19 protein-coding genes are annotated in these 18,151 nt (G+C 66.5%); 17 read left to right on the top strand and 2 right to left on the bottom strand.

The window, feature by feature from the left end:
- The 14 genes from HLH36_RS15905 to HLH36_RS15840 all read left to right on the top strand — a co-directional run bounded on the left by HLH36_RS15905 (position 1) and on the right by HLH36_RS15840 (position 13,425).
- The gene (locus HLH36_RS15905) at positions 1 to 321 is read left to right on the top strand and encodes an HPr family phosphocarrier protein (protein WP_182966272.1); all 321 of its coding nucleotides are present in this window, start codon (positions 1 to 3) and stop codon (positions 319 to 321) included.
- A complete protein-coding gene (gene ptsP, locus HLH36_RS15900) occupies positions 308 to 2,167 on the top strand; it encodes a phosphoenolpyruvate--protein phosphotransferase (protein WP_182987310.1) in 1,860 nt (619 codons plus the stop codon). Before HLH36_RS15905 ends, ptsP begins: the two co-directional genes overlap by 14 nt.
- 5 nt (positions 2,168 to 2,172) lie before the next feature.
- Positions 2,173 to 3,540, top strand: coding sequence for an anthranilate synthase component I family protein (locus HLH36_RS15895; protein ID WP_182987309.1), 1,368 nt, complete (start codon positions 2,173 to 2,175; stop codon positions 3,538 to 3,540).
- On the top strand, positions 3,537 to 4,334 hold the full coding sequence (locus tag HLH36_RS15890; RefSeq protein ID WP_182987308.1) for an aminotransferase class IV: 798 nt from the start codon (positions 3,537 to 3,539) through the stop codon (positions 4,332 to 4,334). Before HLH36_RS15895 ends, HLH36_RS15890 begins: the two co-directional genes overlap by 4 nt.
- A gap of 222 nt (positions 4,335 to 4,556) precedes the next feature.
- Entirely contained in the window at positions 4,557 to 6,134 is a 1,578-nt protein-coding gene (gene purH, locus HLH36_RS15885; protein WP_182987307.1) for a bifunctional phosphoribosylaminoimidazolecarboxamide formyltransferase/IMP cyclohydrolase, read from the top strand.
- A 112-nt stretch (positions 6,135 to 6,246) separates the two neighbouring features.
- A complete protein-coding gene (locus HLH36_RS15880) occupies positions 6,247 to 6,963 on the top strand; it encodes a hypothetical protein (RefSeq protein ID WP_182987306.1) in 717 nt (238 codons plus the stop codon).
- Between the two features lie 215 nt (positions 6,964 to 7,178).
- Entirely contained in the window at positions 7,179 to 7,520 is a 342-nt protein-coding gene (locus tag HLH36_RS15875; protein WP_182987305.1) for an AtpZ/AtpI family protein, read from the top strand.
- A 13-nt stretch (positions 7,521 to 7,533) separates the two neighbouring features.
- Positions 7,534 to 8,283, top strand: a complete 750-nt coding sequence (locus HLH36_RS15870; protein ID WP_182987304.1) for a F0F1 ATP synthase subunit A — start codon at positions 7,534 to 7,536, stop codon at positions 8,281 to 8,283.
- Between the two features lie 56 nt (positions 8,284 to 8,339).
- On the top strand, positions 8,340 to 8,564 hold the full coding sequence (locus tag HLH36_RS15865) for an ATP synthase subunit C family protein (RefSeq protein ID WP_012224283.1): 225 nt from the start codon (positions 8,340 to 8,342) through the stop codon (positions 8,562 to 8,564).
- 14 nt (positions 8,565 to 8,578) lie between these two features.
- On the top strand, positions 8,579 to 9,190 hold the full coding sequence (locus HLH36_RS15860) for a F0F1 ATP synthase subunit B family protein (protein ID WP_182987303.1): 612 nt from the start codon (positions 8,579 to 8,581) through the stop codon (positions 9,188 to 9,190).
- A 31-nt stretch (positions 9,191 to 9,221) separates the two neighbouring features.
- Complete coding sequence (locus HLH36_RS15855; RefSeq protein WP_182987302.1) at positions 9,222 to 9,716, top strand: F0F1 ATP synthase subunit B family protein; 495 nt, start codon at positions 9,222 to 9,224, stop codon at positions 9,714 to 9,716.
- Positions 9,717 to 9,778: 62 nt separating this feature from the next.
- Positions 9,779 to 10,486 carry a glycosyltransferase family 2 protein gene (locus HLH36_RS15850; protein ID WP_338030476.1) on the top strand — a complete coding sequence of 236 codons (708 nt, stop codon included), beginning with the start codon at positions 9,779 to 9,781 and terminating at the stop codon, positions 10,484 to 10,486.
- 173 nt (positions 10,487 to 10,659) lie between these two features.
- The gene (locus HLH36_RS15845) at positions 10,660 to 12,318 is read left to right on the top strand and encodes an ArnT family glycosyltransferase (RefSeq protein WP_182987301.1); all 1,659 of its coding nucleotides are present in this window, start codon (positions 10,660 to 10,662) and stop codon (positions 12,316 to 12,318) included.
- A 150-nt stretch (positions 12,319 to 12,468) separates the two neighbouring features.
- On the top strand, positions 12,469 to 13,425 hold the full coding sequence (locus HLH36_RS15840) for an ABC transporter substrate-binding protein (RefSeq protein ID WP_182987300.1): 957 nt from the start codon (positions 12,469 to 12,471) through the stop codon (positions 13,423 to 13,425).
- Positions 13,426 to 13,667: 242 nt separating this feature from the next.
- Here HLH36_RS15840 and HLH36_RS20105 read toward each other — a convergent pair whose 3' ends face one another.
- Both HLH36_RS20105 and HLH36_RS15835 read right to left on the bottom strand, forming a co-directional pair.
- The gene (locus HLH36_RS20105; protein WP_275943815.1) at positions 13,668 to 13,799 is read right to left on the bottom strand and encodes a hypothetical protein; all 132 of its coding nucleotides are present in this window, start codon (positions 13,797 to 13,799) and stop codon (positions 13,668 to 13,670) included.
- A gap of 319 nt (positions 13,800 to 14,118) precedes the next feature.
- Positions 14,119 to 14,607, bottom strand: a complete 489-nt coding sequence (locus tag HLH36_RS15835; protein WP_182987299.1) for a DUF2721 domain-containing protein — start codon at positions 14,605 to 14,607, stop codon at positions 14,119 to 14,121.
- Positions 14,608 to 14,759: 152 nt separating this feature from the next.
- Between HLH36_RS15835 and HLH36_RS15830 the strand changes: the two genes are divergently transcribed.
- The 3 genes from HLH36_RS15830 to HLH36_RS15820 all read left to right on the top strand — a co-directional run bounded on the left by HLH36_RS15830 (position 14,760) and on the right by HLH36_RS15820 (position 18,135).
- The gene (locus HLH36_RS15830; protein ID WP_182987298.1) at positions 14,760 to 15,023 is read left to right on the top strand and encodes a hypothetical protein; all 264 of its coding nucleotides are present in this window, start codon (positions 14,760 to 14,762) and stop codon (positions 15,021 to 15,023) included.
- A gap of 69 nt (positions 15,024 to 15,092) precedes the next feature.
- Complete coding sequence (gene purU, locus HLH36_RS15825) at positions 15,093 to 15,974, top strand: formyltetrahydrofolate deformylase (protein ID WP_182987297.1); 882 nt, start codon at positions 15,093 to 15,095, stop codon at positions 15,972 to 15,974.
- Between the two features lie 208 nt (positions 15,975 to 16,182).
- A complete protein-coding gene (locus tag HLH36_RS15820) occupies positions 16,183 to 18,135 on the top strand; it encodes a putative bifunctional diguanylate cyclase/phosphodiesterase (RefSeq protein ID WP_246376944.1) in 1,953 nt (650 codons plus the stop codon).
- Positions 18,136 to 18,151: the final 16 nt, after the last annotated feature.

Here is an 18,151-nt window from a genome sequence, read left to right as displayed (position 1 = left end):
ATGTCCGGCACCGACACGTCTTCTGGCGGGCTTGATCCCCAGGACCCGAATGTCCTGTCCGTAACCGCCGCGATGGTCAATCGCCGGGGCCTGCATGCCCGCGCGGCCGCCCGTCTGGTGACGGTGGCCGAACAGTTCGATGCGAATGTCGAGGTCCGGCGTGGCGACCAGACGGTGTCGGCGCGCTCGATCATGGGGCTGATGATGCTGGGCGCCGGTCGCGGGGAATCCGTGACGCTGATGGCCACCGGATGGGATGCCCATGCGGCGATCGAGGCCCTTATGGCTCTGATCGAGGCTGGCTTCCATGAAGACGACTGACGGGCCCGACCAGACTTCTCCCCGTCGCCGGCGGCGACCGCGCGGCGCGGCCCCCGCGGCCACGCCGCCCGAAATCCGCCTGAGTGGTGATGCCACGGTCCGGGGCATGGCCATCGGTCCGGTGATGCTGGTGCTGGAAAGCCCCGCGCCGGATATCGATGCCGCCGCCCGCAGCGACAATCCGGAGCATGAGCTGGAACGGTTGGGCGAGGCGATCGAACGCTCGGTGCGCCAGATCGAACGGCTGCGCGACCGGCTGGCGATCCTGCCCGAGGACGGCCAGATCGAGATCGGGTCGCTGCTTGAAGTCTATCGCCGGATGCTCGGCCCGTCGCGCCTGCAACGCGGGATTCACGAGCGCATCGTCCGCGACGGACGCACGGCCGAACTGGCCGTCCGCGAGGAGACCGAAAGCCTGGCCCAGGCCCTGCTGCGCGACGGGGCCGAAATCGGCGGCGAAGATGCGGCCGCCGCCCAGCGCCGTGCCGGAGAGTTTCGCGAAATCGGCCAGCGCCTGGTGCGCAATCTGGGCCGTACGCCCTTCCGGTCCTTCAGCGCGATGCCCGCGGGTACGGTGCTGGTGGCCGAACAGTTGCGCCCCGCCGACGCGGCGCTGATCGATCCCTCGCGCATCGTCGCGGTCGCGACCGAGGAGGGCGGATCGACCGACCACACCGCCATCATGCTGCGCGCTCTCGGGATTCCCACCGTGCTGGCCGCCCATGGGCTGACCGCCCATGCGCGCGACGGCGCGACCATGGTGGTGGACGGCACGACCGGCCACGTGGTGATCGATCCCAGCGCGGAGACGCTGGAGGCCGCGCGGCGCGGGGTGGCGGACCATGCGCGCGAACGCCAGGCGCTGGGCCGCCTGCGCCGTCTGCCCGCCCGCCTGTCCAGTGGCGAGAAGCTGCAATTGCAGGCCAATCTGGAACTGCCGGCCGAACTGCCGCTGATCGCGCAGTCCGGGGCTTCGGGCATCGGCCTCCTGCGCACCGAATTCCTGTTCATGAATGCCGCAACCATGCCGGACGAAGACCGGCAGGCGGCGATCTATGCCGAGATCATCGGCACGATGGCGGGCGACACGACCACGATCCGCGTCGTGGACTGGGGGGGCGAAAAGCATAGCGAGGCCCTGGAGCGCGCGGGATTGAACCAGGAGGGCGATACCATCAATCCCGCGCTGGGGATGCGCGGCCTGCGCCTGCTGCTGCGCTATCCCGCCGTGCTGGAAACCCAGTTCGCCGCGATCCTCAAGGCCTCCGTCGCCGGACCGGTGCGGGTGATGCTGCCGATGGTGACGGTCGTGCCCGAACTGCGCGAGGCGCGGGAGATCTATCATCGCGTGGCCCGTCGCCTGCGCCGCAAGGGCGTCCAACTGGGCGACACCCTGCCGCCGCTGGGCATCATGGTGGAAACCCCGGCAGCGGCCATCATGGGCGACGCGCTGGCGCAGGAAGCCGAATTCCTGGCCATCGGCACCAACGACCTGACGATGTACACGCTCGCGGTCGATCGGGGCTCGGCCGAGGTCGCACCGCTTTATCACCCGCTTCATCCGGCCGTGCTGCGCCTGATCCAGGCCGCGACCGAGGCGGCGCTGCGTCAGTACCGCCCGATTTCGCTCTGCGGCGAGATCGCGGGCGACCCACGGGTGGTGCCGCTGCTGATCGGGCTGGGCCTGCGTTCATTCTCGATGACGGCCTCGGCCGTGCCCCGGGTCAAGAAGGTGGTGCGTGCCCTGTCCTTCGAGGATTGCCGCCGCCTGGCCCACCGGGTGATGGAAGCCTCGGACGTGACCGAGGTGACGGGCCTGATCGACGATTTCGCCGCCGGGACCTGAAGGCGATGGACCGGCCATCCGGCGCCGTCCGGACCATGGGCCTGCCCTGGCGGGACCCGGACGATGTGCTGTGGGCATGGCGGGACGAGCCCTGGCTGGCCTGCCTGGACAGCGGTGGCGAGCCCGGACCCCGCGCGCGCTGGGTCATCCTGTGCCGCCATCCCGTCCATGTGCTGGACTGGCGCACCGGGGATGGGACCGATCCTCTCGCGGCGCTGCGCGGCCTGCTGGCACTGGCGCCGGTCGCGGATGCCGGGCCATGGCCGTTCGTCGGCGGGGTGATCGGTTTCGCCGGCTACGGCGTGGGGCAATGGGCGGAAGGGATCGCGACCCGCCATGCAGCCGATCCCACCCGGCCGGATCTGGCGGCGGCCCTTTATGACCACGCGGTGCTGTTCGATCGCGTGCGGCACCAGGTGCATCTGGCGACGATCCGTGCGGATGCAGAGGGGCTGTTCGCCGCATTCCATGCCGAATGGGCCGCGCTGCCACCGGCCCCGCCACCGGCAGCCCTGCCGCGCGCCATGTTCGTTCCCGACCGCACGCCGGGACAATATGCCGGTGCCGTGGCAGCGGCAGTGGAGCGGATCGCGGCGGGCGAGATCTTCCAGGTCAACATCACCGGCCGGCATGTCGCCAGACGGCCGCCGGATCTGGCCGCTATCGACATCTACCGGGCGCTGCGCCGGGCCTCGCCGGCTCCGTTCGGGGCCTGGCTGGCGTGTGGAGGCAGGTTCAGCCTGCTGTCGGCCTCGCCCGAGCGGTTCGTGCATCTGGGGCGCGACCGGGTGGCCCGCACACGGCCGATCAAGGGCACCCGTCCACGCGGCACCACGCCGGAACTGGATGACATCCAGCGGGCGGAACTGGTCGCCGACGACAAGGAACGGGCGGAGAACCTGATGATCGTGGACCTGATGCGCAACGATCTGGGCCGCGTGGCGCGGATCGGCAGCGTCGGCGTCCCGGAACTGCTGTCGGTCGAAACCTTCGCCCATCTCCACCATCTGGTCTCCGAGGTCGCGGCCACGCTGGCGCCAGGACAGGATGCCATCGACCTGCTGCGTGCCTCCCTGCCGCCCGGATCGGTGACCGGCGCCCCGAAACATCAGGCCATGCGGCTCATCGATGAATTGGAGGCTTCGGATCGTGGGCCCTATTGCGGGATCGTCTTCCGCATCGGAACCGACGGTGCCATGGACAGTTCAGTCATCATCCGTGCCTTGGCCGCGACCCCCGATACGATCGTGGCGGCGGCGGGCGGCGGGATCACGATCCTGTCGGACCCCCAGCGGGAATATGCGGAAATGTGCCTGAAGATCGCCCCCCTGCTGGCCCTGTTCGGCGATCGTCCGGCCGAGCCTGCGCCATGAATGTCCTGTGGCTGGACGGCCGGCTGGTCCCGCGGCACCAGGCACGGATCGACCCCTCCGATCGCGGCCTGACGCTGGGCGACGGGCTGTTCGAGACCATGCGTGTGTCCGGCGGCCATATCGCCCATCTGCCCCGCCATCTCGACCGGCTGCGGCGTGGCGCCGAGATGCTCATGTTTCCGGCACCCGATCTGGATGCGATCGAGGATGCGCTGGGCCAGGTGGTGCGCCGGAATGCGCTGGACGAGGGCGCGCTGCGCCTGACACTGACGCGCGGCTGCGGCCCGCGCGGCCTGCTGCCGCCCCCGCGCCCACAACCAACGCTCCTGATCGTGCCCTTTCCGGCCACCCCCGCGCCAGGGCCGGCGCACCTGATCATCAGCACCCGCATCCGGCGCGACGCGGATTCCCCCCTGTCGCGGATCAAGAGCCTGAATTACCTGCCCAATATCCTGGCCCGGCTGGAAGCCGAGCAGCGCGGAGCCGATGACGCACTGCTGCTGAACGGCGCCGGCCGGGTGGCCGAAAGCACCGTCAGCACCGTGCTGGCCCTGCGTGACGGGCGTCTGCTGACCCCACCGGTCGAGGACGGTGCGCTGCCCGGCATCGCCCGGGCCGTGCTGCTGGCGGCAGGTCTGGTCGAGGAAGCATCGCTGATGCCGGCCGACCTGTCCGGCGGCATGATTCTGGTCAGCAGCCTGTCGGTGCGGCCGGTGGTCAGTCTGGACGGCGCGCCTCTGGTCATGGCGCTGGACAGGGTCGCGGCGGTGCGGCAGGGCCTCTTCTTTTTCTGAAGAAAAAGAAGCAGAAAGACTTTCGTTCGTTTGGCATCCAACGATATCCGCAGGATTTCCCTTAAGAAATCCAAAGTTTTTTGGTTCTTTTTTTCATAAAAGAACAGAAGAGCTTCCGCGTGGACTCGACGACCCAGCCCACACATCTGTTGCCCCCCAGGACCCGCTTGGATTAAGGACGCGGCTTTCCTGCCTGCCCCATCCTGAAAGGCCGCCCCCGCGATGACCCAGACGCCAGTGCCGGTCCGCCGTGCCCTGATTTCCGTTTCCGACAAGACGGGATTGCTCGACCTCGCCCGCGCCCTGGTGGCGCATGGGGCCGAGATCCTCTCGACCGGCGGGTCGGCCCGCACGTTGCGCGAGGCCGGGGTGCCCGTGACCGAGGTGTCGGACCATACCGGCTTTCCGGAAATCCTTGACGGCCGGGTCAAGACGCTGGTGCCGCAGATCCATGGCGGCATCCTGGGCCGTCGCGACCTGCCGGCGCACGTCGCGCAGATGGAACAGCACGGGATTGCGCCGATCGACCTGGTCGCGGTGAATCTCTACCCGTTCGAGGCTACGGTGGCCTCCGGCGCCGGCGTCGAGGATTGCATCGAGAATATCGATATCGGCGGTCCGGCACTGATCCGCGCCGCCTCCAAGAACCATGATCACGTCGTGGTGCTGACCGACCCCGCGCAATATGGCGCCATCATCGCGGCGCTGTCGGAAGGCGGCACCACGCTGGAGGCCCGGCGCGCGCTGGCGGGTGCTGCCTATGCCCGCACCGCTGCCTATGACGCCGCGATCGCCGCCTGGTTCGCGGCCCAGCGCGGCGATGCGCTGCCCGAGCGCCTGACGGTGGCGGGCCAGCGCCGCGAAAGCCTGCGCTATGGCGAGAACCCGCACCAGCAGGCGGCCTTCTACGCCGATGGCAGCAAGCGCCCCGGCGTGGCCACAGCGCGGCAGATCCAGGGCAAGGCATTGTCCTACAACAACCTGAACGACACCGATGCCGCATTCGAGGCGGTGGCGGAATTCGACGCGCCGGCGGTGGTGATCGTCAAACATGCCAATCCCTGCGGCATCGCGACCGCCGACAGCCTGTCGGCGGCATGGGACCTGGCGCTGCGCTGCGACCCGGTCTCGGCCTTCGGCGGCATCGTCGCCCTGAACCGGACGCTGGATGCCGAGGCCGCCGCACGCATCGCCGCGATCTTTACCGAGGTGATCGTGGCGCCCGACGCAACGGACGAGGCGCGGGAGATCCTGGCCCGCAAGAAGAACCTGCGCCTGCTGCTGACCGGCGCGATGCCCGACCCGGCCGAGGGCGGGGTGATCATCCGCTCGGTCGCCGGCGGTTTCCTGGCCCAGACGCGCGATAATGGCCGCATCGTCCCCGGCGAGCTGAAGGTGGTGACGCAGCGCGCCCCCACCGAGGCCGAGATGGCGGACCTCACCTTCGCCTTCCGCGTGTGCAAGCATGTGAAGTCGAACGCCATCATCTACGCCAAGGGCCAGGCCACGGTCGGGATCGGCGCGGGACAGATGAGCCGCGTGGATTCCGCGCGCATCGCCGCGATCAAGGGGGCGGAAGCGTCACGCGCCGCAGGGCTGGACCAGTCGCTGACGGCCGGCAGCGTGGTGGCGTCCGACGCCTTCTTCCCGTTCGCCGACGGGCTGGAGGCCGCGATCGCGGCAGGGGCCACCGCGGTGATTCAGCCCGGCGGTTCGATCCGCGATGACGAGGTGATCGCCGCCGCCGACCGTGCCGGCATCGCCATGGTGTTCACAGGTATGCGTCACTTCCGGCACTGATCCTCTCCCTCAGGGGATTGCCGCGTCGGCCGGGATGGATTTCAGTATCCAGCCCGGCCAAACCGTACCGGGACGATATGACAAAGACGATCAGGCAGAGACGAGAGCAGGCATGGCGAGTTTGCGGCATTCCCACCTTCTTCCGGCGGTGGCCGGCCTGTCAGCCCTGATCGCCGGACCGGCGATGGCCGCCAGCCAGCCGGTCTCGGCCTATGATTTTTCCCCTCTGCCGGTCATCACCGGCACGGTGGCGCATTATCTGTCGACGCCGGGTGGCGATATCGACGGGCTGATCCTGACCGACGGCACCGAAATCCTGTGTTCGCACGAACTCGGGCTGGCGGTGGCCAGCCTGGTCAAGCCGGGTGAGAAGATCTCGGCGCGCGGCCTGCGCGGCCGCGACCTGCCGATCGTCCGCGCCTACGAGATTGAGGACCAGCGTGGCCGCGCGGTCGAGGACGCCGAGACGATCTCGGCCCGGCTGCCGGTCACCACGTCCGGGCCCGATATCGTGGTGAACGGCACGGTGCGCGCGCCGCTCTACAGCCTCCATGGCCGACTGGTGGGCGCGGTCATGCAGGATTACAGCACGGTTCATCTCGCCCCCGCCGAAGCGGCACGGCTGACCGCCTGGCTGAAGCCCGGCCAGACCCTTCATGCGGTCGGCAATGGCAGCACCAGCGCGTTGGGAACCGCCATTGACGCCCGCGAGATCGGCCCGTCGATGGAACAGACCATCCATGTCGCCTCGGCGGCGGCACCGGTGGCCGGCCCGTTCCCCGGCAGCGCGGCCTATGATGAAATCCCGGGCGGCAGCGTTCATCCGTAAGTGATTTATGCAAAAATAGCGTTTCTGATATTCGTTTTTTGAATTTATAGGGTGCCGTCCATACCCTCGGGGGCGTGCATGCCGGGAACTGTCACCCATTCCGCGCGTGACAGACCAGGGGCGCCTCTTTTCCGTGTCCTGAAACAAAAGCGTTTGCTTGACAGGTTTCTGCCGCGTCGTTAGCTAGCGCCTGCACCCGCCTGGAGGTGTAAAAATTGGGTAAGGAAACGGACAGCTCCCGTCAGGCCTTCGACAGGCGCCTGAAGCAGGCCATGGATCGGAACAATCCCGACCGGGCGGCCGAGGCACCGTTGCAAGGCAGCGATATAACCACCGTGGGCACTGTCCTGCGGGCCGGCACCGAAATGGTGGCGGGCCTGGCGGTCGGGGTCGCGATGGGGTGGGGGCTTGATCGATGGCTGGGCTGTCGCCCGGTATTCCTGATCCTGTTTTCGTTGCTGGGCGGGGCCGCGGGCGTACTGAATGTCTGGCGTCTGGTCAGGCCACAGGATGCCCTGGAGGACAAGCCGGGCCCGCACGCGGGGCCGGAGCGGTAGAGGGAAGACGAAGTTGGCGGCCGGATCCACCATCGACGCATTGGGTCAGTTCGAGCTCCATCCTGTTCTGGGTGGCCTGGGCGAGGCGCTGCGTTTCAGTCAGTCGCCCCTCATGATGATCGTGGCGTCGGTCGCGGTGCTGGCGTTCCTGTATGTCGGCATGCGTCCCAAGGCCGTGGTGCCCGGGCGCCTGCAGGCCGCCGCCGAAATCTGCTATGATTTCATTCACAACATGGCCGTGGACACGATCGGTCCGGAAGGGCGCGCGTTCTTCCCGTTCGTCTTCACGCTGTTCTTCTTCATACTGGCCGGCAATTATCTGGGCCTGCTGCCCTTCTCCTTTGCCTTCACCAGCCATGTCGCCGTCACCATCGCGCTGGCGCTGATGGTGTTCGTGCTGTCGGTGATCGTTTCGCTAAAGGCGCAGGGCGCGAAATTCTTCGCGCATTTCATGCCCGCCGGCGCCCCGGTCGCGCTGGCGCCGCTGCTGGTGCCGATCGAAATCCTCTCGTTCCTGTCCCGTCCCGTGAGTCTGTCGATCCGTCTGTTCGCCAACATGGTGGCCGGTCACGTGATGCTGGAAATGTTCGCCGCCTTCACGATCATGCTGGCCGGGCTCGGACTGATCGGCGATGCGCTCGCCGTCGGTCCCGTGGTCATCAATGTCGCGCTGATGGCGCTCGAATTGCTGGTGGGTGCGCTGCAAGCCTATGTCTTCGCGATCCTCACCTGCATCTATCTGCGGGAGGCGGTCGCGCACTGACCGCGACGCCGCCCCAGCCCTTTTGAACGCCTGAACCAAACAAGGAAAGCCTCGCTATGGACATCGCTGCAGCCCGGGAAATTGGTGCCGGTATCGCCGTTATCGCCCTCGCCGGCGTCGGCATCGGCCTGGGTAACATCTTCTCCACGCTGGTCAGCAGCATCGCCCGCAATCCCGCCGCGCGCCCGCACGTGTTCGGCCTGGGCATGCTCGGCTTCGCCCTGACGGAAGCCGTGGCCCTGTATGCCCTGCTGATCGCCTTCCTGATCCTGTTCGTCTGAGACCGGAGACCAACGTGGCACGTTCCGCGGCCTCAAGCATCCGCCGGGTGGCGTCTCTCCTGACGCCGCTCGCGCTGGCCTTGCCCGTGATGGTAATGGCCGCGCCGGGCGCGCGGGCCGTGGGCATGCCTCAGCTGGATTTCTCCAACCCCCTCGTCATCGGCCAGGTGGTCTGGGGCGCCGTGATCTTCCTGGTGCTGTACCTGCTGCTCAGCCGGTCGGCGCTGCCGAAGGTCGAAGCGGTGCTGACCAGCCGCCGCCAGACGATCGACAACGATCTGGATATCGCCCACCGTGCCAAGGCCGAAGCCGACAGCGCGGTGGACGAGCTGCACCAGGCCCGCCGCAGCGCGATGGCCGAGGCCCAGGCGAATGTCGACAAGGTGATCGAGGACGCGCGCCTCGCCGCCCTGCGGCAGACCCAGGACATGAACGCCCGCCTGGCTACCGAGATTCACGAGGCGGAAACCCGCGTTGCGGCCGCCCGGACGGCGGCCCTGGGGTCGCTGCGCCAGATCGCGGACGAGACAGCGCAGGTGCTGGTGCGCCAGGTGACTGGTACGTCGGTGCCCGCCGATGTGGTGGCCCGGACGGTCGATCACGCCGCCACGGCGCGCGGCCTCTGATCGCGACACAGTAAGGAACAGGTTCAAGACCATGCTGCACGAACCCCGTTTCTGGACGGCCGTCGCCTTCTTCCTTTTCTTCGTCCTGTTCGGCAGGAAGATCTGGGCACCGCTGGCCACCGCCCTCGATGTGCGGGCCGAGCGCATCCGCGCCGACCTCGACGAGGCCGCGCGCCTGCGTCGCGAGGCCGAGCAGATGCTCGAGGACGCCACGCGCGAGCGTGAGACCGCGCTGGCCGAGGCCCGCGCCCTGGTCGAGCATTCGCTGGCCGAAGCCAGCCGGATTGCCGAGGATGCGCGCCGCGAGGCCGAAGCCGTGGCCGCCCGGCGCGAGCAGATGGCACGCGACCGCATCGCCGCCTCCGAGCGCAGCGCGGTGCGCGAGGTCCGCCAGGTTGCGATCGACGTGGCGGTCCAGGCCACGCGCGACGCGCTGGCCCTGGCGCTGCCGGCCGAGACCGGGCAGCAGATCGTCGACCGTTCGATCGCCGACCTGCCGGCCGCCCTGTCGCATCGCGCCGCCTGAGCAGGACCGGTTTACTGGCCGCGCCCTCCAATCCTGACCGTTCCGAACCGCTCCTGTCCATTGTGGCGGCGGTTCTGAACGAGGTGGAAAATATCCGCCCGGTCTGTGCCGAACTGGCCGAGGCCGCGCGCGCACTTCCTCCCTGCGAAATCATATTCGTCGATGATGGCAGCACCGACGGTACGGTCGAGGCCCTGCTCGCGACCCGGGCGGAAGGGGTGCTGCCGGAATTGCGTATTCTCAGCCACGATCGCCGGCTCGGCAAATCCGCAGCGGTGCGCACCGGGGTCGAGGCCGCGCGCGGCCAGTGGGTCGCCACCCTCGATGGCGACGGGCAGGACGACCCCATGGAAATCGTCCGCATGCTGGACTTGGCGCTGAAGGCTCCGGGGCCGGCACCTCTGGTGGTGGGCGTCCGCCTGCGCCGGCAAGACAGGCTGTCGCGGCGCCTGGCGACACGCTTTGCCAATGGATTGCGTCGGCGTCTGCTGCGGGACGGGTGCCCCGATACCGGCGCGCCGCTGAAACTGTTCCGGCGCGCGGATTTCCTGCGCCTGCCGCAATTCGAGGGCGTGCATCGTTTTCTGCCGGCCCTGTTCGGTCATTACGGCACACCGCTGCTTTGCCAGCCGGTTCGCCACCGTAACCGGCTGCACGGATCATCGAAATATACCAATCTGAATCGCGCGGTGGTCGGAATCCGGGATCTGCTCGGCGTGATGTGGCTGATCAACCGCACGCGGTTGCCGCGCCAGGTCACCGAACGGTAAGAACCTGTTGCAGCAGGTCCGCCGGCGGTGGCCTGCCCATGGTTCGCGCCTTGCTTCCGCTCATCATCAGCGGGCTTTTGAAGCAGGCTCCAATCGGTGCCGTGACCGGCGCGGTCCGGCACCCTCGACCGGGCACTTCCCTGTCCCGATCTCTTCCCGAGGAGACGTGCCGGATGACACGGCTGACCGTGCGTCATTATCTTCTGCTCGCTCTGGGCGCCTTCCTGCTTCTGCTTCCCGGACGGGCAAGCCTGCCGCCCCTGGACCGTGACGAGCCCCGTTATATGGAAGCCAGCGCGCAGATGCTGCGCAGCGGCGATTTCATCGATGTCCGTTTCCAGGACAAGCCGCGCTACCTGCAACCTGCTGGAATCTACTGGCTGGAGGCCGCTTCGGTGGCCGCCACCGGTACGCTGGAACAGCGCGCGGTCTGGGCCTATCGCATTCCCTCCCTGTTGGCGGCCACCGCCTCGGTGGTGCTGACGGCGTGGATCGGCGCCACCTTGTTCGGCCCGGCAAGCGGGCTGCTGGCGGCTTCCCTGCTGGCGGTGTCGGTTCTGATGACGGCCGAAGGCCGCATGGCCACCATCGACAGCACCCTGCTGCTGACGGTGCTGCTGGCCGAAGCCGGGCTGCTGCGTGCCTATCTGGATCGCGAACGCGAACGGAACACGCCCGTTTCGGCGGCCCTGCTCTATTGGGCGGCGTTGGGGGCGGGCCTGATGCTGAAGGGGCCCGTGGTCCTGATCCCCGGTTTCGGTACGCCGCTGGCCCTGGCACTGGTGGAGCGGCGCATCGACTGGTGGCACCGGCTGCGACCCGCGTGGGGATGGCTGGTGATGCTGGCGATCGTCCTGCCCTGGTGCATCGCGATCGGCGTGGTCAGCCATGGTGATTTCTTCTCGCGCGCCGTCGGCACCAACTTCCTCGGCAAGGTTGCCAGCGGGCAGCAGGCACATGGCCTGCCGCCGGGTTATCACCTGGCGGTCTTCGCCCTGGCCTTCTGGCCGGGGTCCATCTTCGCGGCGATGGCGCTGCCTTTCATCTGGGCCCGGCGCCATGCGCCGCCAGTGCGGTTCCTGCTCTGCTGGATCGTGCCGCACTGGCTGGTGTTCGAGGCGATCGCGACCAAGCTGCCTCACTACGTCCTGCCCACCTACCCGGCGATCGCCCTGCTTGTGGCGGCGGCCATCCTGACGACGCAAGACCGCTGGCACTGGCCCGCGTCGCGCCTTGCGCGCGCGGGGCTGGCACTGTACGGCGCGCTGTGGCTGGCGGTTGGCATCGCCCTGTCCGTCGCCGGGCCGGTGCTGCTCTGGCGACTGGAACATGATGTCGTGCCGGCCTCGCTGCTGGTGCCCGTGGGCGCATTGCCGCTGCTGGCGGTCGCCTCCTGGCTCCTGTTCCGTGGTCGGGTCTTGCAGGCCGCCATGTCGGCGGTGGCGGCGGCGATCATCATCCATGTCGGCCTGTTCCTGACCGTGATTCCGGCCCTGAAGACAATCTGGCTCAGCCCCCGCCTGGCGGCCCTGGTCGACGATTACCGGCCATGCCCCGATACGCTGGTCGTCTCGCCCTCATTCTCCGAGCCCAGCCTGGTTTTCCTCGTGGGGCAGAACACCGTCCTGGTCGGCCCCAGGGACGCGGCGGACGTGCTGCGCGACAACCGGGCCTGCGGCCTGGCGCTGGTGGACCGGAAGGATGAACCGGTATTCCGCGAGCGCCTGCATGCGGATGGGCTGGATGTGATCGAATTCGGCCGGGTGTCCGGGTTGAATTATTCGACCGGAAAGCATCTTGATATCGGCCTGTTCGGCCCGACGCCGCCGTGAAGGAAGAGTGTTCTTTTTTGAAAAAAAAGAACCGAAAAACTTTGATTCGTTCAGGAGCCTTGTGCTTGCGGCAAAGGATGTCCCTGAACGGATAAAAGTCTTTTTGCTTCTTTTTCGGAAGGCAAAAGAAGAAAGAGAGAACCAACGTACATGCCCTCCCTGTCCCGCCTGCTGATGATGGTGCCGCTTCTGTTCCTCAGCCTGCCGGCGGCTCGGGCCGACGCGCCGGAAACGGTGACGGTGATCCTCGACTGGTTCCTCAATGCCGATCACGCGGCCCTGCTGGCCGCCGATTACAGCGGCGCCTTCCGCCGACACGGGCTGCAGGTGCGTCTGATCGCACCGTCCGACCCCGGATCACCGGCGCGGCTGGTGGCGGCAGGCCAGGCCGATCTCGCGGTCTCGTACGAAACCCAGCTCGGCATGCTGGCCGACCAGGGCATTCCTCTGGTCCGGGTCGGCACGCTCATCGACACGCCGCTGGATACGCTGATCGCGGCCCCCGGCCTGACATCATTGAAAGACCTGAAGGGCAAGACGATCGGGATCTCGATGGCCGGGGTCGATGACGCGGTGCTGGCGGCGATGCTGGGGTCGGTCGGCCTGTCGCTGTCCGACGTGCGACAGGTCAACGTCAATTTCCAGCTTGAACAGGCCCTGATGTCGCATTCGGTCGACGCGGTGATCGGTGCCACCCGGACCTATGAACTGATCGACCTGCGACAGAAGGGGTTCGATCCGGTCGCCTTCTACCCCGAGGAACATGGCGTTCCGCTGAATGACGAGCTGATTTTCCTGGCCCCGCGCGATCATGCCCGTGACGGGAAGATCGTCCGGTTCATGCAGGCGCTGGAGGAAGGCACCAACGCCCTGCTGAACCACCCGGACGAGATCCAGGCGCAGGCGGTGCATGATCACCCGGAGCTGGACACCCCGCTCAACCGCGCCGCCTGGACGGCGACACTGCCGCGCGTCTGCAAGCAGCCGGCCCTGCTCGACGGGCGGCGCTATCGGACGTTCATGGATTTCCTGCGCGCCCAGGGCGTGGTGCATCGCACGCTGGACCTGTCCACCTATGCCATGGATCCGACCGACAGCACGCCATAACAACGGGCGGCCCGAGCAAATCCGGGGGGCGTATGGCGGTTTCTCGTCAGGGACGGCCCGCCCCAAGGACAGAGCCAGCCGGGGGGCCGCTCATCCAGGGCTGGGCGTGCGGCGTCGAGGATGACGCCGGATGGATGGACAACCATCCGGATCCGGCACAGGCCGGATCATATGCCCGCTATCAGGCAGGCATGCAGGCCACGGTGCGGGTCACAAAGGGACCGGCCGCCATGGCCGCCGCATCAGGCGACGCGGTCGGCGACAGCGGTGGCCACCATCAGCATGGCAACGATCGGCAGAAACGCGACCAGCGGCAGGAACGACGCGACGTTCATCGAGCTGGCGACGAGGTTACCAATTTCCTGAATAAACATTATCCGAAATCCTATGGGGTGGTGTTGGGGCGGAACCAACACCGAAATTCGGCCGCTCGCAATACAAAAGAAGATGAGATCAGATGGCTAAAAAACGCATAGTAACCGAACAATAAATATTCTGTTCACTTCGTAAACAGGGTACTGTTTATTTCGCTGGGATAGAAAAACGAAACGGGTCAATTTTGGTTATTTTTTGTGCGGGCACGGACGGGTAGTCAGGGAGCCCGGCAAATCAGCCTACAAAATAGGCAATTTGCCTATTTTGTAGGCTGTCGCATTTTTAATGAGGAAATCGGGCTGCTGTCAGGCCGGGGCTTCAGCCTTTCGGATGGACAGATCGTGCCCACGATGTGGTCATGCGCAGGCCGTGCCAGGCAAGCAGGCTGTCGCACAGGAACGAGGCCAGCGCCCCGACGGTGCAGACCAGCGCCATGCCGAACATCACCACCAGCCACGACGCCACCGAGGAATCCCGCAGGCTGCCCAGAAACAGGACGAAGGCAGCGCCGCAGGTCGACGCGCCGCCGACGGCCCCCAGCAGGATCGATGCATCCAGCAGCAGGGTGCGCCGGTGCAGATGCCGGATATGCTGGCGCAGATGGCGGCGCCCCGTCGGCGCCTTCGTCGTCTCCAGCGTTTCGTTGGCCTTTTCGATATGGTCCGACACCCGGGCCAGCCGGGTATTGAACAGGTTCAGCAGCGTTCCGATTCCGGACAGCATGAAGATCGGCGTCAGCGCGGTCTGGATCAGGTGGGCGACGCTGTCGATCGGTTCGTCGGGCAGGATTCCGGGGAAGGGGGACACGGAGACTCCTTATTGCTCTGCTTCTGCGCCTGTGGTCGGGGGCGGATGGCGGGGGACAATGCGTGTTGAAACCGGTCGGGGCGCCGGATGCAACCGAAACCGCTTGCCCGGAGCTGCCGGACGCGCCAGCCTCGCTGCCGGGAGAAAGGCCGATGTCTCATAATTACGCAACACCCATGACGCCGGAACGACGCCTGGCTCGCCTGCTGTCGCGCATCCCCGAGGATCGGATGGTGCGCATCGAACGCCTGCCGGGCGCAGCGGGAGCCCCGCGCTGGCGCGCTGCGATCGGCGAGGCGGGCAGCACCGACTGCCCGGCAGAGCGATGGAGCGTAGCGTTCGATACGATGGCCGATGCGCTCGATGCCGCGTGGAAAGCGGTGCGGCCCCCGGCGGACCGCAGCCGGGGGGCTTGAGTTCCGGCAGGCGACGCCTATGGTATCGCGCGTGTGTTTTTCGGAGCGGCTGTTCGTGGATTGTCCGGCATGACGGATCATGGGGGGCAGGAGGCGGCGACCTGGACATTGACCTTGTCCTGCCCCAACCGGCCGGGCATCGTGGCGGCCATCGCCACCACCCTGTATGAAGCCGACGGCAATATCATCGAAGCCCAGCAGTTCGATGATACTGAAACCGGCGTGTTCTTCATGCGTGTCGTCTTCACCGGCCGGGCCGATGCCGAACGCACCGAATGGCTGCGGGCGCGGCTGGATGCCGTGGCATCGCGTTTCCGCATGAACTGGACATTGCATGACCGCGCGGTGCGCCGCCGGGTCCTGCTGATGGTCTCGAAATTCGACCATTGCCTCGTGGACCTGCTCTATCGCTGGCGGATCGGCGAACTGCCCATGCTTCCAACGGCAATCGTCGCGAATCACCCGCGCGAGACCTATGCCCATATCGACATGGGCGACATCCCCTTCCACTATCTGCCGGTCACGCGCGACAACAAGGCAGAACAGGAAGAAGAATTGTGGAGCCTGGTGCAGCGGACCAATTCGGAACTGGTGGTACTGGCCCGCTACATGCAGGTGCTGTCGGATTCGCTGTCCGCCCGGCTGTCAGGGCAGTGCATCAATATCCACCATTCCTTCCTGCCGGGCTTCAAGGGCGCGCGGCCCTATCATCAGGCCCATGCGCGCGGGGTAAAACTGATCGGCGCCACGGCACATTATGTGACGGCCGACCTCGATGAAGGGCCGATCATCGAACAGGATGTCGAACGTGTCAGTCACAGCGACACGCCCGATGACCTGGTGCGCAAGGGGCGGGATATCGAACGGCGGGTCCTCTCGCGCGCCGTGCGCTGCCACCTGGACGACCGGGTGATCCTGAATGGCACCAAGACGGTTGTGTTCGGAGACTGATCGCTTTTCCACCGTAGATTGATAGGCAAACGATATATATTTCTTAATACTTTTTTGTTGTGGTTTTCGGGTTCGATTGCCGCGACACGGTGCGGAAGGCATTGGGGCATGCACGTACGATTTGGGTTTTTTTAATTGTTTCTCGACAGAGATCTGAATCGGGTGACAGGCCATGATGTCGCGGTCCCCGCTCTGGGGATATGCACCCATGTCTGAGCATTTCGTCTGCCTTCTGGACCCGGCGGAGCGCGTCACGGGCTGGACGCGGGACGCCGAGCGGCTGACCGGCCACGCGGCCGACGATGTCATCGGCAGCCCCTTTGCCGACCTGTTCCTCGTCACCCCTCGCGCTCCGTCCTCCGACGCGCATGCGCCTGGTGGTCATGCGGGGCTGTTCATCCGCCAGGATGGCCTGCATCTGTGTGTCCGCGTCCGCCGCCACGCCCTGTCCGGCACGGCGGCAGAGTCCGATGTGCCGGTGACGGTCGCGATCTCGCGGGACGATCCGGGCGCTGTGGCCCAGGCGGAGTCGTACCTGCCGGCGACACTGGACGCGCTGCCGGATGGCGTCGCGCTGTTCGATGCCAATCAATGCCTGTCATATTACAATGCACGCTTCGGTGCGCTGGTCGGTCTGGCGGAGGATATGCTGGAGCCGGGCGGGCCCGTCCGAACGATCCTGGCCGTGCTCTGCCGTGCGGAATGGACCATGGCAGAGGCGGCACGGCCCATCGTGCCCGAAGGCTGGTCGACCGAAATCCTGCGGCTGGGCCGCACATTGGCCCTGTCCTGGATCGGGCTGCTGGACGGGCGGTTCCTGTTGCTGTGCCGGGACGTCACCGATCTCCGGCGGCTGGAAAATCGCGCGCGCTTCCTGGAACAGCATGACGACCTGACGGGCCTGGCCAATCTCCAGGGGCTGCGCCTGCAACTGGGCGCGCTGTGCGAACGGGCATCCGAACCGTTTGCGATGCTCTATTTCGACCTGTTCGGCTTCAAGCGCGTCAATGATTCGATGGGCCACGCGGCGGGCGACGAATTGCTGCGGATCACTGCGTTGCGGGTCCGGCGCACGGTGGGGGTCGGTGATATCGCCGCCCATATAAGGGGCAACAAATTCGCGCTGATCTTTCGTTCGGAACAGGGAGATCAGGCGATCCGCCGGTTCGCCCGGATGCTGCGCAGTGTCCTCTCCCGTCCCATGTCGGTCCTCAAGCATGAGGTGACGGTGGGGGTCGCGATCGGGGTCGTGCGTTTCCCGACCGATGGTGACGACCGCGACACGCTGATGGCAAAGGCCGATGTCGCGCTCCATTGCGCCAAGGGCGGCAGCGATGACGGGATCTGTTTCTACGATCCGGAACTCGACACGCTGCGCCAGCGGCGCATGGACCTGGAACGCGACCTGCACCACGCGCTGGCGAAAGAAGAATTCGTATTATTCTACCAGCCGTTCCTCAATGTCCGCAGCGGGCGCATCGTCGGGGTCGAAGCCCTGATCCGCTGGCGGCATCCGCAACAGGGCCTCATCCCTCCCAACGAGTTCATCCCGGTGGCCGAGCGGATGGGCCTGATGCACGAAATCGGCGCCTGGACGCTGGAGACGGCATGCCGTCAGGCGATGAACTGGCCGGACAATATCATGGTCTCGGTCAACGTATCGGCGGCTCAGTTCCGTCATGACGGCCTGGTCGACAATGTGGAAACGGCACTGCAACGCGCGGGCTATCCGCCATCGCGCCTTGAGCTCGAAATCACCGAAACCGCGATGATCGACGACGTACCACGGGCCGCCTGCGTTCTGAATCGCCTGCGCGAGCAGGGGATACAGATCGCGCTGGACGATTTCGGAACCGGCTATTCGTCGCTCAGCTTCCTGCACAGCCTGCCCTTCACGCGGATCAAGATCGACCGCAGTTTCATCAGCGACCTGCATAAGGGCGACAGCGACGGCGCGGCGATCGTCCGGGCGATTACCAGCCTGTGCGGAAGCCTGAATGTCGTCGCCACGGCCGAGGGCGTCGAGACGCAGGAACAGTTCGATTACCTCAAGGGGGTCAATTGTTCCGAAATCCAGGGTTACCTGATCAGCCGGCCCTGTCCGGCGGACGAGATCGGACCGTTTCTCGAAAAGATCAATCAGCCCAATCGGTCGCACTGACTGCGCGTCTTTCCAA

It is taken from the genome of Gluconacetobacter aggeris (genome assembly GCF_014174395.1).
GTDB classification, from domain to species: Bacteria; Pseudomonadota; Alphaproteobacteria; order Acetobacterales; family Acetobacteraceae; genus Gluconacetobacter; species Gluconacetobacter aggeris.
Note: the sequence above shows the minus strand (reverse complement) of the source record. Positions and strands in the feature narration are given on the sequence as shown.